At 63.9% G+C, this 20,934-nt stretch carries 19 protein-coding genes; 12 read left to right on the forward strand and 7 right to left on the reverse strand.

Annotated elements, in window-relative coordinates:
- Positions 1-109: 109 nt before the first annotated feature.
- Positions 110-694: an STM3941 family protein gene (locus tag NLM32_RS36555; RefSeq protein WP_254133540.1), complete on the reverse strand. Its 585-nt coding sequence runs from the start codon at positions 692-694 to the stop codon at positions 110-112.
- A gap of 195 nt (positions 695-889) precedes the next feature.
- Between NLM32_RS36555 and NLM32_RS36560 the strand changes: the two genes are divergently transcribed.
- The 6 genes from NLM32_RS36560 to NLM32_RS36585 all read left to right on the forward strand — a co-directional run bounded on the left by NLM32_RS36560 (position 890) and on the right by NLM32_RS36585 (position 3,569).
- Positions 890-1,513 (forward strand): hypothetical protein, encoded by a 624-nt coding sequence (locus NLM32_RS36560; protein ID WP_254133541.1) that lies wholly within the window; start codon positions 890-892, stop codon positions 1,511-1,513.
- Between the two features lie 31 nt (positions 1,514-1,544).
- Entirely contained in the window at positions 1,545-2,030 is a 486-nt protein-coding gene (locus tag NLM32_RS36565; RefSeq protein WP_254133542.1) for a DsrE family protein, read from the forward strand.
- Positions 2,031-2,129: 99 nt separating this feature from the next.
- Positions 2,130-2,453, forward strand: a complete 324-nt coding sequence (locus tag NLM32_RS36570; protein WP_074120355.1) for a helix-turn-helix transcriptional regulator — start codon at positions 2,130-2,132, stop codon at positions 2,451-2,453.
- Positions 2,450-2,881, forward strand: coding sequence for an SRPBCC domain-containing protein (locus tag NLM32_RS36575; RefSeq protein WP_254133543.1), 432 nt, complete (start codon positions 2,450-2,452; stop codon positions 2,879-2,881). The genes NLM32_RS36570 and NLM32_RS36575 overlap by 4 nt, the downstream gene beginning before the upstream one ends.
- A gap of 38 nt (positions 2,882-2,919) precedes the next feature.
- Positions 2,920-3,132: a hypothetical protein gene (locus NLM32_RS36580; RefSeq protein WP_254133544.1), complete on the forward strand. Its 213-nt coding sequence runs from the start codon at positions 2,920-2,922 to the stop codon at positions 3,130-3,132.
- Complete coding sequence (locus NLM32_RS36585) at positions 3,129-3,569, forward strand: DUF1801 domain-containing protein (protein WP_254133545.1); 441 nt, start codon at positions 3,129-3,131, stop codon at positions 3,567-3,569. The genes NLM32_RS36580 and NLM32_RS36585 overlap by 4 nt, the downstream gene beginning before the upstream one ends.
- A 181-nt stretch (positions 3,570-3,750) precedes the next feature.
- Here the strand turns inward: NLM32_RS36585 and NLM32_RS36590 are convergent, their stop codons facing one another.
- The 4 genes from NLM32_RS36590 to NLM32_RS36605 form a co-directional block, all read right to left on the reverse strand.
- On the reverse strand, positions 3,751-5,289 hold the full coding sequence (locus tag NLM32_RS36590; RefSeq protein WP_254133546.1) for a SpoVR family protein: 1,539 nt from the start codon (positions 5,287-5,289) through the stop codon (positions 3,751-3,753).
- On the reverse strand, positions 5,286-6,563 hold the full coding sequence (locus tag NLM32_RS36595) for a YeaH/YhbH family protein (protein ID WP_254135509.1): 1,278 nt from the start codon (positions 6,561-6,563) through the stop codon (positions 5,286-5,288). Before NLM32_RS36595 ends, NLM32_RS36590 begins: the two co-directional genes overlap by 4 nt.
- Before the next feature lie 19 nt (positions 6,564-6,582).
- A complete protein-coding gene (locus tag NLM32_RS36600) occupies positions 6,583-8,526 on the reverse strand; it encodes a PrkA family serine protein kinase (protein ID WP_254133547.1) in 1,944 nt (647 codons plus the stop codon).
- 427 nt (positions 8,527-8,953) lie between these two features.
- Positions 8,954-9,316 (reverse strand): hypothetical protein, encoded by a 363-nt coding sequence (locus NLM32_RS36605; RefSeq protein WP_254133548.1) that lies wholly within the window; start codon positions 9,314-9,316, stop codon positions 8,954-8,956.
- A 258-nt stretch (positions 9,317-9,574) separates the two neighbouring features.
- Between NLM32_RS36605 and NLM32_RS36610 the strand changes: the two genes are divergently transcribed.
- Genes NLM32_RS36610 through NLM32_RS36635 form a run of 6 tightly spaced genes read left to right on the forward strand, consistent with a single transcriptional unit; the run spans position 9,575 to position 17,094 of the window.
- A complete protein-coding gene (locus NLM32_RS36610; RefSeq protein ID WP_254133549.1) occupies positions 9,575-12,424 on the forward strand; it encodes a bifunctional transaldolase/phosoglucose isomerase in 2,850 nt (949 codons plus the stop codon).
- 13 nt (positions 12,425-12,437) lie between these two features.
- Positions 12,438-13,436, forward strand: a complete 999-nt coding sequence (gene gnd / locus NLM32_RS36615) for a phosphogluconate dehydrogenase (NAD(+)-dependent, decarboxylating) (RefSeq protein ID WP_254133550.1) — start codon at positions 12,438-12,440, stop codon at positions 13,434-13,436.
- A 30-nt stretch (positions 13,437-13,466) separates the two neighbouring features.
- Positions 13,467-14,978, forward strand: a complete 1,512-nt coding sequence (zwf, locus tag NLM32_RS36620) for a glucose-6-phosphate dehydrogenase (RefSeq protein WP_254133551.1) — start codon at positions 13,467-13,469, stop codon at positions 14,976-14,978.
- On the forward strand, positions 14,978-15,727 hold the full coding sequence (gene pgl / locus NLM32_RS36625; protein WP_254133552.1) for a 6-phosphogluconolactonase: 750 nt from the start codon (positions 14,978-14,980) through the stop codon (positions 15,725-15,727). Before zwf ends, pgl begins: the two co-directional genes overlap by 1 nt.
- Entirely contained in the window at positions 15,714-16,253 is a 540-nt protein-coding gene (locus tag NLM32_RS36630) for a gluconokinase (RefSeq protein WP_254133553.1), read from the forward strand. The genes pgl and NLM32_RS36630 overlap by 14 nt, the downstream gene beginning before the upstream one ends.
- Before the next feature lie 28 nt (positions 16,254-16,281).
- Complete coding sequence (locus NLM32_RS36635; protein ID WP_254133554.1) at positions 16,282-17,094, forward strand: HAD family hydrolase; 813 nt, start codon at positions 16,282-16,284, stop codon at positions 17,092-17,094.
- A 1-nt stretch (position 17,095) separates the two neighbouring features.
- Here the strand turns inward: NLM32_RS36635 and NLM32_RS36640 are convergent, their stop codons facing one another.
- Positions 17,096-18,904 (reverse strand): glycoside hydrolase family 15 protein, encoded by a 1,809-nt coding sequence (locus NLM32_RS36640; RefSeq protein ID WP_254133555.1) that lies wholly within the window; start codon positions 18,902-18,904, stop codon positions 17,096-17,098.
- A 30-nt stretch (positions 18,905-18,934) separates the two neighbouring features.
- Positions 18,935-20,896: a 4-alpha-glucanotransferase gene (gene malQ / locus NLM32_RS36645; protein WP_254133556.1), complete on the reverse strand. Its 1,962-nt coding sequence runs from the start codon at positions 20,894-20,896 to the stop codon at positions 18,935-18,937.
- Positions 20,897-20,934: the final 38 nt, after the last annotated feature.

The raw sequence follows: 20,934 nt of genomic DNA on the forward strand, positions 1-20,934 counted from the left end.
GTGGAGGCCGGCGGCGGACAACATCAACGTCAGGCTGCGCCGGTGCTCAACCTCTCCCGCTTGCGAGCGAGGTTGAGTGCACCGCCCCGGCAGCAATCAGGCCTGACCTCTAGCCGACAGGCTCCGGCGCGGGCACAGCTTCCGGCACGGGCTGGTCCGCAGGGACCGGTCGTCCGGCGCCCCAATATTGCTTGCAGGTCTCGAGCAATGTTTCGGTGTCCATGGTCAGGCCACCCGCATTGACGATCACGCTGTCAGTGCCAAGCGCCTTGTTCAGCAGCGACAGCGCCTGCGTCGCAAATCCTCCGGAGAACCGCTGGGCGATGAGGGGATCGACCTTGAGCACCACGAATTTCTGCGCGCGCTGCTCCCAGAGGAACACCTTCCGCACCGCACTCCAGGCGATGGTCTCGCCGGCGAGCCTGGTGTCGCGGATGCCGACACGGCTGAGGAAGACCACCGGTTGCCTCGCTGTGATCAGCCTCCAGAGCATCCTGCAAGTGGCAAGGCCGAAAAACACCGCGCCGATATAGCAGATGGCGACCTGGGGCGTGGTGCTGTTCTGGCCTTGCTGCCAGTTGAATGCGAGCCCGGCACAGAGCAACGTCAGCAGCAGGCTGCCGCCGAAAACCATCAGCAGCCGGGCCCGCGAATAGCCGATCGCGAGATTGGGCAAGTTCTGACTTTCGGACATTTCGATCGCCTCCAGCCATTTGCAACAACCGGGGGTCCATCCGCACCCCTCCCTTGCAAGGGTTAAGCCTGGAACCTTGCGCGAGGCTGCCCGCAGCAGGCGCAGTTGAACGCACCCTGTTCGGCTCGCGACTAACGGCCAGTTGGCCCTCGCCGCGCGATGCGGGCCGTCCATGGCTGAAGCCCCGGTGTCATCATGAAGCTTGCCCTCATCCTTCCGCTGGCCTTTGTCGCCTTGATCGGCGTCGCCCGGGCCGAGGGGGCCGACGACTTTCGCGAGGCCACCCCGGCTGAGACCGAAACCTTCAATGCGCGCATGTATGCGGGCACACCCGGCAAAACGGCCTATGCCTGCTTTGTCCGCCGCTACGATGCCGAGCATCTGGCGCAGCATCCGAAGCAGAAGGTTGCGTCGATGAAGCTGCTGGTGTCGGCGGAGACCTTTGAGGCGGACGAGCAGCTCCACAACTCGTTCCGGATTGGCTTCCGGTACCGCCACCGCAGCGGCGATTTCGACTCCAGCGGCTCCTGTCACCACACCGTGCTCACCAAGGACGGCAGCGAGGTGCGCCTCGGCTGCGGCGTCGATTGCGAGGGCGGCGGCCTCGGCATCGCGCTGTCGAAGGACGACAAATCAGCCATCGTGCGGCTCGAAAGCATCAGGATCTGGCAGCACAAAAAGGCGACTGAAGACGACGACAACCGCACCCTGGTCGCCGGCAGCGATGACGGGATTTTCCGCCTCGAGCGGACCGACAACAGCGAGTGCGCTGCGCTCGCATACGACCGCAAGGAACTCGCCGCGCTCCGCCACAAATGATATGCCTCCGGCAAAGTAGTGGGAGATCGTCATGAACCGCCGGAACATCTTGTGGAGCACCGTCTCGGCGCTGGGCGCAGCGTTTGCCGCGTCGCGCGCCAAGGCTGATGATAAGGCTGATGATAACGCTGCTGAAAAGGCTGCGACTGAACCCGCCAGGTCGGACAAGCTGAAGGTCGTCTATCACCTCGCCGACGCCGACAAGGTCAATTTCGTGCTCGGCAACATCCAGAACCATATCGACGGCGTCGGCGGCCCCGACCATGTCACGCTTGCCCTTGTCATCCACGGGCCGGCACTGAAGGCTTTCCACTGGGCGCAGGCCAATCCTGACGTCAGCAGGCGGGTCGGCAATTTTGCGAAGGACGGCGTCGAGCTCGCCGCCTGCGGAAACACCATGAAGGCGCAGAACATCACGCTGACGGATCTGCTGCCGGGCTTCGTGAGTGCGGAAAAGGGCGGCGTGGTTCGGTTGGCCGAGCTGCAGTCGCAGGGGTATCTTTATCTGAGGCCGTGAGGCGCGAGCCCGCGCCCCATCCTCCTTCAATCCCGCTTGACTTATCCATAACTCTACGGTTATGAATTAATCCATAACCTACGAGTTATGGATTCCCGCATGTCCGCCGCCCACGATCTCCTGTTCCGGACGCTCGCCGACCCGACGCGGCGAGCGATCTTCGAGCGGCTCTGCCGCGAGGGCGAGCAGACGGTCGGGGCACTGACGGCGCGATCGGGCGTTTCCCAGCCCGCGGTCTCAAAGCATCTCGGCGCGCTGAAGCAGGCGGGCCTGGTGCGCGATCGCCATGAAGGACGCCAGACCCATTACAGCGCGCAGCCCGGCGCGCTCAATCCGCTGATCGACTGGACCAGCCAGATGGCGGGCTTCTGGCAGAACCGGCTCGATGCGCTCGACGATTTGCTGAAGAGGATGGACCAATGACCGAGGCTGCGACCGAAACACGTTCCGTGGTGATCGAGCGGGAATTCGCTTATCCGCCGGAGCGGCTGTGGCGCGCGCTGACGCAGCCGCATCTGATCGAGGAATGGCTGATGAAGAACGACTTCAAGCCGACGGTCGGTCATCGCTTCAATCTGCGCGGCGAATGGGGCGGCGTGCTGGATTGCGAGGTGCTCGCCATCGAGCCGCAGCGTTCCCTCGCCTACACCTGGAATTTCACCCATGAGGACGCCGCCTACGACCTCAAAAGCGTGGTGACGTTCACGCTCACCCCGCAAGGCGCAGGCACGCATCTGCGCGTCGAGCAGGCGGGCTTCCGCCCCAGCCAGAAGCAGGCCTATGGCGGCGCGCATGCCGGCTGGAAGCAGTTCTTCACCAAGCTGGACGAATTGCTGGCGCGGGCCGAATAGCCCCGCGTCCATTTCCAACATTCTCACAGGAGACCTCAATGCGTTCGAACATGTGGATTCGACAAATCCATCGCTGGCTGTCGCTTGCCTTCACGCTTGCCGTGATCGCCAACATCGTCGCGCTGACCATGCAGGTTCAGGCGACGTGGATCGGCTTGCTGGCCTTCGTGCCGCTGATTCCGTTGCTCGCGACCGGGCTTTACCTGTTCGCGCTGCCCTATCTTGGCCGTCGCAGCGAGGCGCGGTCATGAAAAAGGCGATGGCCGCAAGGAAGACCAGCGCAAAGGCCGCAGGCGGACCGTCACCCTCGGGGATGATCGACGGCCGGATCAAGGAGCTCGGCGACTGGCGCGGCGAAATGCTGGCGCGGATCCGCGGCCTGATCAGGGAAGCCGATCCTGACGTGGTCGAGGAATGGAAATGGCGCGGCGTTCCCGTGTGGGAGCACGACGGCATCATCTGCACCGGCGAGACCTACAAGGCCGTCGTGAAGCTGACCTTTGCCAGAGGCGCGGCGCTGGATGATCCGGCCGGCCTGTTCAACTCCAGCCTCGACGGCAATGTGCGGCGCGCCATCGATATTGGCGAGGGCGCTGAGATCAACGAGAAGGCGTTGAAAGCGCTGATCCGCGCGGCCGTGGAGCTGAACGCGTCGAAGAAGAAGCCTGCGAAGAAGCGATCGGCGTAGCCGGAGCAAGCGCCTCTCCTGCGAGACGACCGCTCCGCGGTCTCCTCAGGATGAGGCTCATCAGCATCTCCGCTGTCGAAACAGTTGCCACCCACTCCGTCCTCATCCTGAGGGCCCGCCAAAGGCGGGCGTCTCGAAGGTTGGGCCGCGGGCGAGCTATCGGCCAGGAGTTGCGGCGGCGTTACGCCACTGCCGCCGCGATCGGGCGCGGGCTCACGACATATTCGCGCAGCACCTTGTCGCTGGCATCGACCTCGATCAGCGCGACGTCGTAGGTCCAGAGATCGGCCAGGTGCTGCAGCACCCGCTTGGCATCGGTCTCGTTGAGCTGCGAGCCCTTGATGACGCGATGATGCAGGATCAGCCGGCGGTCACCGGAGAGGTCGACATCCACCACCTCGATGTTGGCGTCGATGTAGCCGACGTCGTGCTGGCGGGCCAGCTCGCGGCGGACGCGGCGGAAACCGCGCTCGTCGTGGATGGCGTCGACGCGGATGCCGGCGCGCTCCTCGGGATCGTCGTGCAGGTGGAACATGCGGAATTGCCGCATCAACTTCGGGCTCAGGAACTGCCCGATGAAGCTTTCGTCGCGGTAATTGGCCCAGACGTCGCGCAGCACGCCCATCACGTCGTTCTTGCCGGCGATGTCAGGGAACCATTCGCGGTCCTCGTCCGACGGACTGGTGACGATGCGCTCGATGTCCTGCATCATGGCAAAGCCGAGCGCATAGGGATTAAACCCGGAGAAACGCTGATCGTCGAATTCGGGCTGGAACACCACATTGGTGTGCGATCCCAAAAATTCGAGGAAATTGCCGTCGGTGATGCGGCCCTGCTGATGCAGCTGGGTCATGATGCGATAGTGGACGTAGGTCGCCGTCCCCTCGTTCATCACCTTGGTCTGGCTCTGCGGATAGAAATATTGGGCGATGTGGCGGACGATGCGCAAGAGCTCGCGCTGCCAGGGCGCCAGGCGCGGCGCGCTCTTCTCCAGGAAGTAGAGCAGGTTTTCCTGCGGCAGGCCGAGCAGCTTGCGGCGCCGTTCGAGCGAGATCGCGGTCCGAGCCTTCGAGGCGCCCTTGGGCACGGTGCGCCAGAGGTCGTTGAAGACTTCCTCCTCGTGCTGGCGGCGGCGCCCTGCCCGCTTCTCCTCTTCGCGCAGATCCAGCTGCTTCTTGCCGGGATAGCGATCGATGCCATGCGACATCAGCGCATGCGCGGCATCCAGCGTGCGCTCGACCTCGGTGCGGCCGTAGCGCTCCTCGCACTGCATGACGTAGTTCTTGGCGAAATCCAGGTAGTCGAGAATGCCCTCCGCATCGGTCCACTGCTTGAACAGGTAATTGTTCTTGAAGAAGTGGTTGTGGCCGAAGGCCGCGTGCGCGATCACCAGCGTCTGCATCGTCGCCGTGTTCTCCTCCATGAGGTAGGAGATACAGGGCGAGGAGTTGATCACGATCTCATAGGCGAGGCCCATCAGGCCCTTGCGGTAGGACGCCTCGTGGTACGCGAAGTGCTTGCCGAACGACCAGTGCTTGTAGAACAGCGGCATGCCGACGGACGAATAGGCATCCAGCATCTGCTCGGCCGTGATGACCTCGATCTGGTTCGGGTAGACGTCGAGCCCGAGATCCTTCAACGCCACCTCCTCGCAGGCATCGGTGATGCGCTGCAAGGTGTGAAAATCCCAATCGGCGCCTTCGAACAAGCGTTCCGTCATTGAGCGGCTTTCTCCTGAGCAGTATCGCGGCGCTGGAACAGATCGTGGAACACCGGAAAGATCTCGCTGCGCTCGCTAACCTTGCGCATCGAGAGCGGTGCGCCGGAGTTGCGCAGGCGCTCGTAGAGGGTCCAGAGCGAGGAATCCGAGAGATCGAAGGCGCTGCCGCCGGCTTCCCCGACCTCGAGATAGGCGAAGAACTGGCAGACCGGGAGAATCTTCTCGGTCAGCAGCAGGCCGGTGAGCTCGCCGTCGGAATAGGAATTGTCGCCGTCGGAAGCCTGGGCGGCATAGATGTTCCAGTCCGCCGGGCTGAACCGTTCGCGCACGATCTCGTGCATCGCCTGCAGCGCGCTGGACACCAGTGTGCCGCCGGAGGCCGGGCCGTAGAAGAAGGTCTGCTCGTCGACCTCCTCGGCGCGGTCGGTGTGGCGGATGAAGACGATCTCGACATGCTTGTAGCGCCGCTTCAGGAACACGTAGAGCAGCATGTAGAAGCGCTTTGCCAGATCCTTCATGTGCTCGGACATCGAGCCGGAGACGTCCATCAGGCAGAACATCACGGCCTGCGCCACCGGCCGCGGCACCTTCTCGTAGCGGCGGTAGCGGATGTCGAGCGGATCGATGAAGGGAATGCGCTTGGTCTTCGCCTTGAGCTTTTCGAGCCGGGCGACGAGCTCCGCGCGCTCGTCCTCGTCGGTCGATGCGGCGATTTCGGCTTCCAGCGCTTCGATCTCTTCCTTGCTGGGACGCCTGAGCGCGATGCGGCGGGCGAGCGCGAGCTTGACGGTGCGGCTGACCGAGATGTTGGCGGGCGAGCCCGACGTGGTGTAGCCGGCGCGCTGGATGCCTTCGCTCTCGGTCTGCGCGATCTTGCGCTTGGCAAGATCCGGCAGTTCGAGATCGTCGAGGAAGAGATCGACGAACTCGTCGCGGCTCAGCACGAAGCGGAAGGCGTCTTCGCTGTCGCCTTCACCGGGGCCGGAATCCTTGGCGCTGCCTTGGCCGGAGCGCTGCAGATAGTCACCCTCGATGAACTTCTTGTTGCCGGGCAGCACCATGTCGCGCGTCCCGCCTTCACGGCGGAACCGCGGCTCGTGCATGCCGTCCAGCGGGATCGTGACCTCACCACCCTCCAGGACGTCCTTGATGTCGCGTTCCTGCGAGGTCTTCTTGACGGCGCCCTGCACCAGGGATTTGGCCCGACGCAAGAACCGCTGGCGGTTCTCAAGACTCTTGCCGCCTGGATTCAGGCGCCTGTCAATAATGTGAATGGCCACTTTCTCATCCGCCTCAACCGGCTTGCTTCACACGCATGTACCACTCGACCAGTCGGCGAACCTGACGCTCGGTGTAGCCGCGCTCCACCATGCGTGCGACGAACTCGCCGTGCTTCTTCTCCGTCTCGCCGTCCTTCTTCGAACCGAACGAGATGACCGGAAGCAGGTCCTCGACCTGAGAGAATATCCGCTTTTCGATCACATCGCGAATCTTCTCGTAGGAGGTCCAGGTCGGGTTCTTGCCGCCGTTCTGGGCCCGGGACCGTAACGAGAATTTGACGACCTCGTTGCGGAAATCCTTGGGGTTGGCGATGCCCGCCGGCTTCTCGATTTTCGTCAGTTCCTGGTTCAACAATTCGCGATCAAGCAGCTGGCCGGTGTCGGGATCCTTGAAGTCCTGGTCCTCGATCCATGCATCCGCATAGTCGACATAGCGGTCGAACAGGTTCTGGCCGTAGTCCGAGTAGGATTCGAGATACGCCTTCTGGATCTCGTTACCGATGAACTCGGCGTAGCGCGGCGCAAGGTCCGCCTTGATGAATTCGAGATAGCGCTTCTCGACTTCCTCGGGCAACTGCTCCCGGCGGATGGACTGCTCCAGCGCGTACATCAGGTGCACGGCGTCGGCGGCGACTTCCTGCGGGTCGTGGTTGAAGGTCGCAGCCAGGATCTTGAAGGCGAAGCGGGTGGAGACGCCGTCCATGCCTTCGTCGACGCCGGCGGCATCGCGATATTCCTGGACGCTGCGCGCCTTCGGATCGGATTCCTTCAGGCTCTCGCCGTCATAGACCCGCATCTTGCCGAACAGCGTGGAGTTCTCGTGCTTGCGCAGACGCGACATCACCGAGAACCGCGCCAGCGTTTCCAGGGTCGATGGCGCGCAAGGTGCGGCCGCGAGCTCGGAGCCCTGGATCAGCTTCTCGTAGATCTTCTGCTCCTCGGTGACCCGCAGGCAGTACGGCACCTTGATGACGCAGATGCGGTCGATGAAGGCTTCGTTGTTCTTGTTCGACTTGAAGCTCGCCCACTCCGCTTCGTTGGAGTGCGCGAGGATCACGCCGGTGAACGGGATCGCGCCGATATTCTCGGTGCCGATATAGTTGCCTTCCTGCGTTGCGGTCAGCAACGGGTGCAGCATCTTGATCGGCGCCTTGAACATTTCGACGAACTCGAGCACGCCCTGATTGGCGCGATTGAGGCCGCCGGAATAGCTGTAGGCGTCGGGATCGTTCTGCGCATAGGTTTCGAGCTTGCGGATATCGACCTTGCCGACCAGCGAGGAGATGTCCTGGTTGTTCTCGTCACCGGGCTCGGTCTTGGACACTGCGATCTGGCGCAGCCGCGAGGGCTGGATCTTGGCGACGCGGAATTGCGAGATGTCGCCGCCGAAGGCTTCCAGCCGCTTGTAGCACCACGGGCTCATCAGACCGGTGAGGCGCCGGCGCGGAATGCCGTACTTCTCTTCCAGCATCGGCCCGAGGTTATCCGGATCGAACAGGCTGAGCGGGCTCTCGAACACCGGCGAGAGTTCATCGCCGGCCTTGAGCACGTAGATCGGATGCACTTCCATCAGCGACTTCAGCCGCTCGGCGAGCGAGGATTTGCCGCCACCGACCGGTCCGAGCAGATAGAGGATCTGCTTGCGCTCTTCGAGACCTTGCGCCGCATGTCGGAAGAAACCGACGATGCGCTCGATGGTTTCTTCCATGCCGTAGAAGCCGGCGAAGGCCGGATAGGTACGGATGGTGCGGTTCAAAAAAATACGGCCAAGGCGTGGGTCCTTGGCCGTGTCAATCGTCTGAGGGTCGCCGATCGCCGCTAGTAACCGTTCGGCCGCGTTCGCGTATTTCATGGGATCGCTTCGACACGATTCCAGATATTCCGCCATCGACATGTCGTGCTGGCTTCTCGCCTCGAACGACCGAGCGAAAGCGTTGAATAGAGAATCGTTGTACATGATCCCTCTCCGCGTGAGTTCCGCTACAAGCTGAAACGAAAGCAGTTACTGGACCGTTCCTCAGGCCGCTTTTCGAATCAGCGTGAGCACATGACGTTCATTGGACACCCGGGTGCCGACACGACGCAATGTACAAGGTAGGCACTCGCTGAATTACGAACAGGCACTTGCCTGTAATTTGTGCGAATCTCTATCTATCTTCGCTCTTTTCCAAAAAATGTCACTCGCTCGCCACATCCGGGCAATACCGGGGCTGAGTCCCCTCCGGCACTGCAACATGACGATCTGCGAGCGGCGAACTTATGACGCTCGCAGGGCGATGCTTTGCGCGCCGCGTTCATCTTCCCTGCTGCAATGCTTCCCCTGCTGCAATGCGATGCGTGGACTGCATGCAGCATGAATGTCGCGGCAAGCGCGCAGCGTTGTATCAAAATCGGTCGCCAAACCCTCCGAAGGGATAACGTCGTTCTGCGTGGCGGCTCGGATGCAGACGAGCTGCCGCGCCTGACTTGAACGCGAAGCTTGGACGAGGCCGCGCTATCGCAACGCCCGCCGCAACCAGCAGCCGCATGACGGATCGATCGATGTCGAGATCATGGAATGCGCCGATGCAGACGGCCGACGCGATCGATGGCCGGTGATTGGCGGCGGCAACGCCGTCAGGACATGCGTGCATGCCTTCCCCCAGCATGGCCATTCGCGATGAAGCCAATAGCGATCGGCCCATGACGATCGGACGGATCGATAACCGCCGACGACACTCCGCGACGCGACAGATGTCCTCACGCAACAAGGCTCACCGCAACAAGGCTCACCGCAACAAGGCTTGGACGCAACAAAAGTCTGGGCCGAACCATCCCGGCCAAATTTTTATTACGCAAAAGCACGACTCCCGCCTGGATCGCCATGATCGCGACGGAGTTAGACTGAGAGAATGACGCCAATACCCTTGATTGGTTCCCTCCCGGGAGCATGTGGGCTAAAGGATAGCGCGTCAGGACCGGCGCGGAAACCCCCTCCGCCCGCAGGCTTGGAGATAAAAAGCATCATGAATCCCGTCAAAGAACTGGAAAAGCACGGACAAGCCGTCTGGCTGGACTTCCTCGCCCGTGGCTTCATCGCCAAGGGCGACCTGAAGCGGCTGATCGACACCGACGGCGTCAAGGGCGTGACCTCCAATCCGTCGATCTTCGAAAAGGCGATCGGCAGCTCGGACGAATATGACGCCCCGATCGGCAAGGCGCTGAAGCGCGGCGACCGGACCGTGGCCGATTTGTTCGAGGCGGTCGCGGTCGAGGACATCCAGAACGCCGCCGACGTGCTGCGCCCGGTCTATGACCGCCTCAAAGGCCATGACGGCTATGTCAGCCTCGAGGTCTCGCCCTATCTGGCGATGGACACATCAGGCACGGTCGCTGAAGCGCGACGGCTCTGGAAGGACGTCAATCGCAAGAACCTGATGGTGAAGGTGCCGGCGACGCCGGAAGGCCTGCCGGCGATCGAAACGCTGATCGGCGACGGCATCAGCATCAACATCACCCTGTTGTTCTCAAAGGCGGTCTATCTCCAGGTCGCCGAGGCCTACCTCGCCGGCCTCGAGAAATACGTCGCCGGCGGCGGCGACCCCTCGCATGTCGCGAGCGTGGCGAGCTTCTTCGTCAGCCGCATCGACAGCGTGGTCGACAAGCAGCTCGACGAGAAGATCGCGCGGGCCAACGACCCGTCCGAAAAGGAGCGCCTCGCCGCGCTGAAGGGCAAGGTCGCGATCGCCAACGCCAAGGTCGCCTACCAGGATTATAAGCGGCTGTTCTCGGGCCCCCGCTGGGAGAAGCTCGCCGCCAAGGGCGCCAAGCCGCAGCGCATGCTGTGGGCCTCGACCGGCACCAAGAACAAGGACTACAGCGACGTCCTCTATGTCGAGGAGCTGATCGGCCCCGACACCATCAACACTGTGCCGCCCGCGACGCTCGATGCATTCCGCGACCACGGCAAGCCGCGCGACAGCCTGGAAGAGAACGTCGACGACGCCCGCCATGTGCTGGAAGAGCTGGAGCGCTCCGGCGTCTCGCTCGACGCCATCACCGATGAGCTGGTCAAGGACGGCGTCAAGCAGTTTGCGGACGCCGCCGACAAGCTCTACGGCGCCGTCGCCCACAAGCGCGCCACCGTGCTCGGGCCGGCGATCGACCGCCAGCAGCTCTCGCTGGGTGACGGCCTCGGCAAGGCCGTGGCCAAGAGCACCGAGGAATGGCGCGCATCGGCCAAGATCCGCAGGCTGTGGCAGCGCGACAAATCGGTCTGGACCGGGACGGACGAAGACAAATGGCTCGGCTGGCTCGACAGCGCGGCGAAAGCCGACATTGCCGACTACGAGGACTATGCCAACCGCGTGAAGGGCCAGAAATTCTCCGACGCCGTCGTGCTCGGCATGGGCGGATCGAGCTTGGGGCCGGAAGTGCTGGCCGAGACCTTTGCGAGGAAGGCGGGCTTCCCGAAGCTGCACGTGCTGGATTCCACCGATCCGGCGCAGGTGCGGGCGATGGAGGCCAAGATCGACATCGCCAACACCGTGTTCATCGTCTCCAGCAAATCCGGCGGCACCACCGAGCCGAACGCGATGAAGGACTATTTCCATGAGCGCGTGGCGCAGGCGCTCGGCCCGAAGGCCAAGACCGGCTTCCGCTTCATCGCGGTGACCGATCCCGGCTCCTCGCTGGAAAAGGCGGCGAAGACGCTCAACTACGCCCGAATCTTCCATGGCGAGCCGTCGATCGGCGGTCGCTATTCGGTGCTGTCGCCGTTCGGCCTGGTGCCGGCGGCCACCGCCGGCATCGACGTCAAGACCTTCATCAAGCATGCGCTTGCGATGGCGCGCTCCTGCGGACCGGACGTGCCGCCAAGCGAAAACCCGGGCGTGCAGCTCGGCCTCGCCATGGGCCTCGCCGGCCTCGAAGGCCGCGACAAGGTAACGATCCTCGCGTCGAAGAAGATCGCCGATTTCGGCGCCTGGGCCGAGCAGCTCATCGCGGAATCGACCGGCAAAGAGGGCAAGGGCCTGATCCCGATTGCCGGCGAACCGCTGGTCGAATCCGCCGCTTACGGCAACGACCGCTTCTTCATCGACATCCGCACCGAGGGCGAGACGGACGCCGCACACGATTCGGCGCTGGCCGGGATCGAAGCGGCGGGCCATCCCGTCGTCCGCATCGTCATGAAGTCGATCGACCATCTCGGTCAGGAGTTCTTCCGCTTCGAGATGGCGACCGCCGTGGCAGGCTCGATCCTCGGCATCAACCCGTTCGACCAGCCCGACGTCGAAGCGGCGAAGATCAAGACCCGCGAGCTGACGTCGGCGTACGAGAAGACCGGCGCGCTGCCGGCCGAAGAACCCGTGGTGAGCACCGCGGAGTTCGACCTCTACACCGACGACACCAACGCCGCCGCGTTGCGCACCATGGGAGCAAATGGCGACCTCACCTCCTGGCTCAAGGCGCACATCACGCGCTCGCGGCGCGGTGATTATTTTGCCCTGCTCGGCTACATCGCGCGCGACAAGGCCACCATCGAGGCGCTGCAGGAGATGCGGACGGCCGTGCTCGAGAAGCGGCATCTGGCGACCGCCGCCGAATTCGGCCCGCGTTTCCTGCACTCCACGGGCCAGGCCTACAAGGGCGGGCCCGACAGCGGCGTGTTCCTGCAGATCACGGCCGATGACGCCAAGGACCTGGCCGTACCGGGCCAGAAAGCGAGCTTCGGCGTGATCAAGGCGGCGCAGGCACGCGGCGATTTCGACGTGCTCACCGAGCGCGGCCGGCGCGCGCTTCGGGTGCACCTGAAGGGTCCGCTCAAGAAAGGTCTCGCGACGCTCAACGCGGCGCTTAACGACGCGCTGAATTAAGAGGAATATCTCAATGCAACTCGGCATGATCGGCCTCGGCCGGATGGGCGGCAACATCGTTCGCCGGCTGATGCGCCACGGCCACTCGACCGTGGTCTATGACAAGGACGCCAAGGCCGTCGCCGGCCTCGCAGCCGACGGCGCAGTCGGCTCGGCGACGCTGGAAGAGTTCATCTCGAAACTGGAGCGGCCGCGCACAGCCTGGGTGATGCTGCCTGCGGGCCGCATCACCGAGCAGACGATCGAGACGATCGCGGGCGTGATGCAGGAAGGCGACGTCATCATCGACGGCGGCAACACCTTCTGGCAGGACGACGTCCGCCGCGGCAAGGCGCTGAAGGCACGCGGCATCCACTATGTCGACGTCGGCACCTCCGGCGGCGTCTGGGGCCTCGACCGCGGCTATTGCATGATGATCGGCGGCGAGAAGCCGGTGGTCGACCGGCTCGATCCAATCTTCGCGGCACTCGCGCCCGGCGCCGGCGACATTCCGCGCACCGGGGGACGTGACGGACGCGATCCCCGCATCGAGCAGGGCTACATCCATGCCGGTCCGGTCGGCGCGGGCCATTTCGTCAAGATGATCCACAACGGCATCGAGTACGGCCTGATGCAGGCCTATGCCGAAGGCTTTGACATTCTCAAGAACGCCAATATCGACGCCCTGCCCGCGGATCATCGTTACGATTTCGACCTCGCCGACATTGCCGAAGTCTGGCGCCGCGGCAGCGTGATCCCGTCCTGGCTGCTCGATCTCACCTCGACCGCGCTCGCCGACAGCCCGCAACTCGCGGAATATTCCGGCTTCGTCGAGGATTCCGGCGAGGGACGCTGGACCGTGAATGCGGCGATCGACGAGGCCGTGCCGGCCGAAGTCTTGACCGCAGCGCTCTACACACGTTTCCGTTCCCGCAAGGAACACACCTTCGCCGAAAAAATTCTCTCCGCGATGCGCGCAGGTTTCGGCGGCCACAAGGAGCCGAAGCAGCCGGACGCTTCGAAATCGAAGTAAGAGCCACAAGCAAGCGAAGGCCGACAGTTCGTGACAAAAGACCCGCAAGCCAAGCGCAAGCCGGAAAATTGCGCCTTCGTCATCTTTGGCGTCACCGGCGACCTCACCCATCGCCTGGTGATGCCATCGCTCTACAATCTCGCCGCCGAGCATTTGTTGCCGGAAAAGTTCTGCGTCGTCGGCGTGGCCCGCAAGGGCCAGTCGGATGACGAACTGCGCGACAGTCTGCTGAAGGGGCTGAAGCAATTCGCGACACGGCCCGTGGACGACGACATCGCCCGGAAGCTGCTGGAATGCGTGACCTTCGTCGAAGCTGATGCGAGGGACCCGGCCTCGTTCGATCGTTTGCGCGAGCATCTGGATTCGCTGGAATGCGCGCAGGACACCGGCGGCAATCGCCTGTTCTATCTGGCGACCCCGCCCGCCGCGTTCGCACCGACCGCGCGCGAGCTCGGCCGCACCGGCATGATGAAGGAGAACGGCGCCTGGCGTCGCCTCGTGATCGAGAAGCCGTTCGGCACCGACCTCGCATCGGCCAAGGCGCTGAATGGCGAACTCTTGAAGATCATGGACGAGCACCAGATCTACCGGATCGATCATTATCTCGGCAAGGAGACGGTGCAGAACATCCTGGTGCTGCGCTTCGCCAACGGCATGTTCGAGCCGATCTGGAATCGCAACCATATCGACCACATCCAGATCACCGTCGAGGAGAAGCTCGGCGTCGGCCATCGTGGCGGCTTCTACGACGCCACCGGCGCGCTGCGCGACATGGTGCCGAACCATCTGTTCCAGCTGATGTCGCTGGTCGCGATGGAGCCGCCGGCGCGCTTCGATGCGCACTCCGTGCGCTCCGAGAAGGCCGAGGTGTTGACCTCGATCCAGCAGCCGGACCAGGAGGAAGCGCTGAGGAACTCGGTGCGCGCGCAATATCTCGCGGGCCGCATCGGCGACGACAACATTCCTGACTACCGCAAGACCGAGGACGTCAAGCCTGGCAGCGCCACCGAGACCTTTGTCGCGCTGAAGCTGATGATCGACAATTGGCGCTGGGCCGGCGTTCCCTTCTATTTGCGCACCGGCAAAGCGCTGGGCCACAAGCGCACGGAAGTGGCGATCAAGTTCAAGCAGGCGCCGCTGTCGATGTTCTCGGGCACGACGGTCGACCGGCTGTCGCAAAACTTCCTCACCATCGGCATCGCGCCGACGGAGACCATCGAACTTCAGTTCAACGCAAAAATCCCGGGACCGAGCATCACCATCGATGGCGTCGAAATGAAGTTCAAATACGGCGACTATTTCCGCGCCGATCCTTCCACCGGCTACGAGACACTGATCTACGACTGCATGATCGGCGACAACATCTTGTTCCAGCGCGCCGACGGCATCGAGGCCGGCTGGGCGGCGGTGCAACCGTTCCTCGACGCCTGGAAGACCGCAGGCAGCAACGGCATCGAAACCTATGAAGCCGGCAGCGATGGCCCGGCCTGCGCCGACGAGTTGCTCAAGCGCGACGGCCGCAGCTGGCGGAAGTTTTCGTGATGGCGGCGGCCGGGGAGCCGAAGCTGATCGTCGTCGCCGATCCCGAGGCGCTGGCGCAGGCGGCAGCCGAACGGGTGATGGCCAGGATCGCGGCCAATTCCGGCCGGATCGCGATTTGCCTCACCGGCGGCTCGAGCCCGAAGAAGCTGTATCAGCTGCTCGGCAGCGACGCCTGGCGCGGCAAGATCCCCTGGGATCGCGTGCACTGGTTCATTGGCGACGAGCGTTTCGTCCCCGAGAGCGATCCCCTCAACAACATGGCCGTCGCGCGCGCGACCTTCCTCGATCGCAATGCGCCGTCAGGCCATATCCATCCGATCCCGACCACGGCCGAAAATCCCGATGACAGTGCGCAAGCCTATGCGCAGGAGCTGCAGGCCTTCTACGGCTCCGGAAGCCTCGATCCGGCACGACCGCTGTTCGACCTCGTCCTGATGGGCGCCGGCCCCGACGGACACACCGCATCGCTGTTTCCCGGCTATCCCGAGATCGAGGAGACCGGGCGCTGGGTCGTCGGCGTGCCGAAGGCCAATGTCGCGCCCTTCGTACCGCGGGTCTCGCTGACGCTGCCGGCGCTTGCGTCCTGCCGCGAGATGCTGTTCGAGATAGCCGGGCATGACAAGCAACCGATCTTGACGCGCCTCCTCAATGGCGAGACTCTGCCGGCTGTACGCGCGCGCTCGAATGGTGAGACCGTCTGGATGGTCGACCGGGCCGCGCTTCCGGAGGGAATTCGTGGCGGGCGTTAAAGCACCTTGTGCGTTGATCGTGATGGGCGTGTCGGGCTCGGGCAAGAGCACGGTGGCGGAATTGCTCGGCAAGCGGCTCGGCTGGCGATTCGAGGACGGCGACAGCTTTCACCCCGCGAGCAATGTCGAGAAGATGCGGGCCGGTCATCCCCTCACCGACGAGGACCGCTGGCCCTGGCTCAACGCCATCGCCGACGAGATTGCGCGAGTCTGCAACAAGGGCGAGCACGTGATCATCGCCTGTTCGGCGCTCAAGCACACCTATCGCGACGTGCTGCTGCGCGGACGCGACGACGTGCGCTTCGTGTTCCTCAAGGGCACGCAGGAGCTGATCGCCGACCGGCTCGCGCACCGCAAGGGCCATTTCATGCCGCCCGGACTGCTCACCAGCCAGTTCAACACGCTGGAGCCGCCGGAGGCGAGCGAGCACGTTATCACGGCGTCGATCGACGAATCGGTCGAGGCGATCGTGGACGGCATCATCCGGCAGCTGAAATTCGACGGCGGCAAGAGCAAGGCCGTGTAACCCAAGCGACTGTCATCAAGGTACTGCCATGACGAAAATCTCACTGGTCGTTTCCGACGTCGACGGCACGCTGCTGACCAAGGACAAGACGCTGACGGACCGCGCGCGGTCCGCGGTGCAGAAGCTGCACCAGGCCGGCATCGGCTTCACCATCACCTCGAGCCGCCCCGCGATCGGCATGCGCTTCCTGATCGAGCCGCTGGCACTGTGGCTGCCGGTCGGCCCGTTCAACGGCTCCTCGATCGTCGATCCCGAGATGAATCCGGTCGAGCAGCATCTGATCCCGAAAGACGCGGCCGCACGCAGCTTGCAGATCCTGCGCGAATTCGGCGCCGACATCTGGCTGTTCACCTACGACAAATGGCTGATCGACAACCCAGGCGGCAAATACGTCGCGCATGAGCAGCACACGATCCGGTCCGAGCCGACCATCGTGACGGATTTTTCGCCGTACCTCGCCAGCGCCTGCAAGATCGTCGGCGCCAGCGCCGATGCCGCCGGCCTCGAGGCCTGCGAGAAGGCGATGCAGCAGGCGCTCGGCAGCGAGGCCACCGCCGTGCGCTCGCAGACCTACTATCTCGACATCACCCCGCCCGGCTTCGACAAGGGGACGTTCGTGCAGGCCATGGCCAAGCGGCTCGGCATTCCCCTCGATGCCGTCGCCACCATCGGCGACATGCAGAACGACCTCGCGATGTTCCGCGTCAGCGGCACCTCGATCGCCATGGGCAACGCCACCGACAGCGTCAAGGACCAGGCCACCAACGTCACCGCGACCAACGAGCAGGATGGTTTTGCGGAAGCGATGGAGATGATCCTGAAGCGGAACGGGGTGGGTTAAGTCACTGCTTCGACCGCTGCATCGCCGGCTTCTCGCTCGCGTGCCGTGCCGCCGAGAGATTGTGCGCGGTGTTGATGAGCGCGATGTGAGTCAGAGCCTGCGGGAAATTGCCGGTCTGGCGGCGCGCGATGGAATCGTATTCCTCGGCCAATAGGCCAACATCGTTTGCGATGCCCACCACGCGATCGAACAGCGTCTGTGCCTTGTCGAGATCGCCCGCGAGCACGCAGGCGTCGGCGAGCCACAGCGTGCAGGCCAGGAACGCGCCCTCGATCGGTTGCTTCTCCTCGGAGACCTCGCGGGGATCGTGCCGCAGCACGAAGCCGTCGCGCATCATGTAGTTCTCGGCCGCCGCGATGGTGCCGCGGACGCGCGGGTCGCCCGCGGGCAGAAATCCGACCGCCGGCAGCAGCAGCACGCTGGCATCAAGCAGCTTCGAGCCATAGGACTCGACGAAGGCGTTCGCTTCCGCGTCAAAGCCCCTGTTGCAAACGTCGCGGTGAATCGCCTCGCGCAGCGTACGCCAATGCAACAACGGCGCCTTGAAGCCGAAGGTTTCGGCGCTCTTGATGCCGCGGTCGAAGGCGACCCAGGTCATGACCTTGGAGAAGACGTAGTGACGAGGCTGGCCGCGCCGCTCCCAGATGCCGTGGTCGGGCTGGTCCCAGACCTCGGCGAGATGCTGGAGCACGGCGCATTCCAGCGCCCAGTTCGCTTCATCGTCGAGCTTGAGCTTCGCCACACGCGACTGATGGAAGGCGTCGATCAACTCGCCGTAGACGTCGAGCTGAAGCTGGGCATGCGCGGCATTGCCGACGCGCACGGGCTGGGCGCCTTCATAGCCGGCGAGCCAGCCCGCCTCCCATTCCAGCAACCGCCGCTGGCCCCAGATGCCGTACATGATCTGCATATTGGCCGGCGAGCCGGCCGCTGCGCGCAGCAACCAATTATGCCAGGCCGAGGCTTCCTCGGTGTAGCCCGAGTTCATCAGCGCCAGCAGCGTGAATGTGGCGTCGCGCAGCCAGCAGAAGCGGTAGTCCCAATTCCTGGCACCACCGAGCTTTTCGGGCAGCGACGTGGTGGGCGCAGCGACGATGCCGCCGGTCGGCCCGAACGTCAGCGCCTTCAGCGTGATCAGCGAGCGCATGATGAGATCGCGATACTCGCCGTCATGCGTGGAGCGGCTGGACCAGTCCTTCCAGAACTTTTCGGTCTCCTGGAGCGCGATCTCGGGATCGATCGGCGCGGGCGGATCGAGGTGCGAGGGACCGTAGGTCAGCACGAACGGCACGGTCTCGCCGGCCTTGACCTCGAAGTCGGAAACCGTGGTCAGATCCTCGCCGCGGGTCTCGACCGGCGTGCGCAGCACGGTCATGTCCTGGCCGGCGACGGCCAGCAGCGAGCGATCCTCGCAGCGGCGCACCCAGGGAATGTCGACGCCGAAGCCGAAGCGGATCACGAGCTCCATCCGCATCTTCACCGTGCCCGTGAGGCCCCGCACCAGCCGCACGATGTCGGAGGCCTTGCCGCGCGGCGGCATGAAGTCGATCAGCGCGACGGTGCCGCTCCTGGTCTCGAAGCGCGTTTCCAGGATGAGGGTATCGCCGAGATAGCGGCGCGAGATTGTGGTGACGTCCTCGCCCGGTGCGATCAGCCAGCGGCCGTTCTTGTGGGTGCCGAGGATCGCGGCAAAGCAGGCGTCGGAATCAAAGGCCGGCCAGCACAGCCAGTCGATCGAACCGTTGCGTCCGACCAGCGCTGCGGTCTCGCAGTCGCCGATCAGCGCATAGTCCTCGATCTTCTCTGACAATGTCTTGCGAGCCCTGGAAATCCCGGTCGATCAACTCCCGCCGTGCAGCGAACGTTCCCGCGTCGCGGCCTTCAAGGCCGCAAGATCGACCTTCGAGGCGATCTTGTCGAGCGCGACGGGCAGGCGCTGGCGCCAGTTCGGATGCTCGTCGATGGTGCCGGGAATGTTGGGCTGGTCGATCACGCCGAGCAGATCCTCCATCGACACCGCGAGCAGCCGCGACGGCGTGCGCGACAGGAAATTGAGCACCGAATAGAGATCGTTGGCGTTGATGCCGTTCTGGCGCAGGATCTGGTCGAGACCACCGAGCGCATTCCAGCGCGCCTGGTCGTCCTCGCCGGGATCGAGCCCGAGCGAGCGCTTCATCTTGAGATCGCTGAACGAGCGCCAGCCCGCATAGGTACAGAGATCATGCGTGTTCAGCGTGACCAGCGCGTTCGGCCGGTAATGGTCGATGTTGCGGAAATGGCCGGCATCGTCGCGCTCGAACATCATGACGAGGTAGGACCAGATGCCGAAATCCTGCATGGTCTCGCGAAAACCTTCCGGCACGGTGCCAAGGTCTTCGCCGATCACGACGCATTTATGGGTGACGCTCTCGCGCACGACCGCGGCCAGCAGCGCCTCGAGCGGCATCTGCACATAGGCGCCGTTGTCCGGCTTGAAACCGCGCGGCACCAAATAGAGCCGCTTCAGTCCGAGCACGTGATCGAGCCGGATCGCGCCGGCGTGCCGCATCGAGGCGGCCACCATGTTGGCGAACGGCACGAAGGACTGCGCCTCCAGGCCGCCTGCATTGAAGCCGGCGAGGCCCCAATCCTGCCCGACGGTATTGAGCACGTCGGGCGGCGCGCCGACCGCGAGGTGGCGCGAGATCGCGGTCTGCTCGTTCCAGGCATCGAAGCCGTTGGATTGTACGCCGACCGCAACGTCGAGATAGAGCCCGACGCGCATGCCGAGCTCGACCGACAGCTCCTTGGCGGCGTGCAATTGCGAATCCGCCGTCCATTGCACGAATTCGACGAACTCGACCTCATGCTTGTCGGCACCGTTGCGAAGCTCCGCGCATTTGGCATCGTCCGGCTGCTGCCATTCCACCGGCCATTCCCACCACGGCGACACGAAGCGGTGGCGGAGCACCTCGAAGCAGGCAAAGCGCGCCAGCAGTGCCCCCCGGTCGGCGCGGAAGGCATCGAACTGGTTGCGGCGGACACCGCTCGCGGTTTTCACGAAACTGTCAAACGCTGCGCGCAAGCCCAGCCATTTCAGCGCCGCCATATCGGCATAAGGGACCCGGTCACCTTCGCGCAGCCGCGCGGCGGTCGCGGCCGCGTCCGGGAACAGGTCTGCCGAAAATTCCGGAATGGCCTCGACATCGACGTAAAGTGGATTGAGAAACAGCCGGCTGTTCGGCGAATAGGGGCTGCAATCGGCCGGATGATTATCGAACAGGACATGCAGCGGATTGAGCCCGACGCCGTCGGCGCCGAGTTGCTTGGCGAGCCTGACCAGGCCGGCCAGATCGGTGAAATCGCCGATGCCCCAATTGCGGTCGGAGCGGACGCTGTAGAGCTGCACGGCGAGCAGCCAGCCGCGGTCGAAATCGCCGCCGAAGGCGCGCTCGGGCGCCACGATCATCGGCACCTCTTCCGTCGTACCAGCGGCATCGGTCAGCGTCAGCCGGTGATAGCCGAGCGGCAGGCCATCGGGCCAGGCGATCACCGGCTCGCGCGTCTCGCCTTGCGCGATGGCATTGCCATTGCCGGTGATTTTCCATTGCAGCGGCGCCGCGCCGATGGCCGCGAGCTCGGTGCGCGGATTGCCCAGCGCACGAACCACGACAGGCCCACTGACAAAGCGGTAGACCCGCTTCTCCGGCAGGGCGTCGAGGATGGATTTGAGCGCCTCGGGCGCGGTGGTCCGCAGCTTTCCGAGGGCATCGATGAATTCGGATTGAACGCCCTTGATCCGGGCTTGGGCTAAAAGGTCCATTCGGCACGCAGCTTGCAGGCCATTCTCAGGCCGGGGGC

This window comes from Bradyrhizobium sp. CCGUVB14, assembly GCF_024199935.1.
Classification (GTDB): domain Bacteria; phylum Pseudomonadota; class Alphaproteobacteria; order Rhizobiales; family Xanthobacteraceae; genus Bradyrhizobium.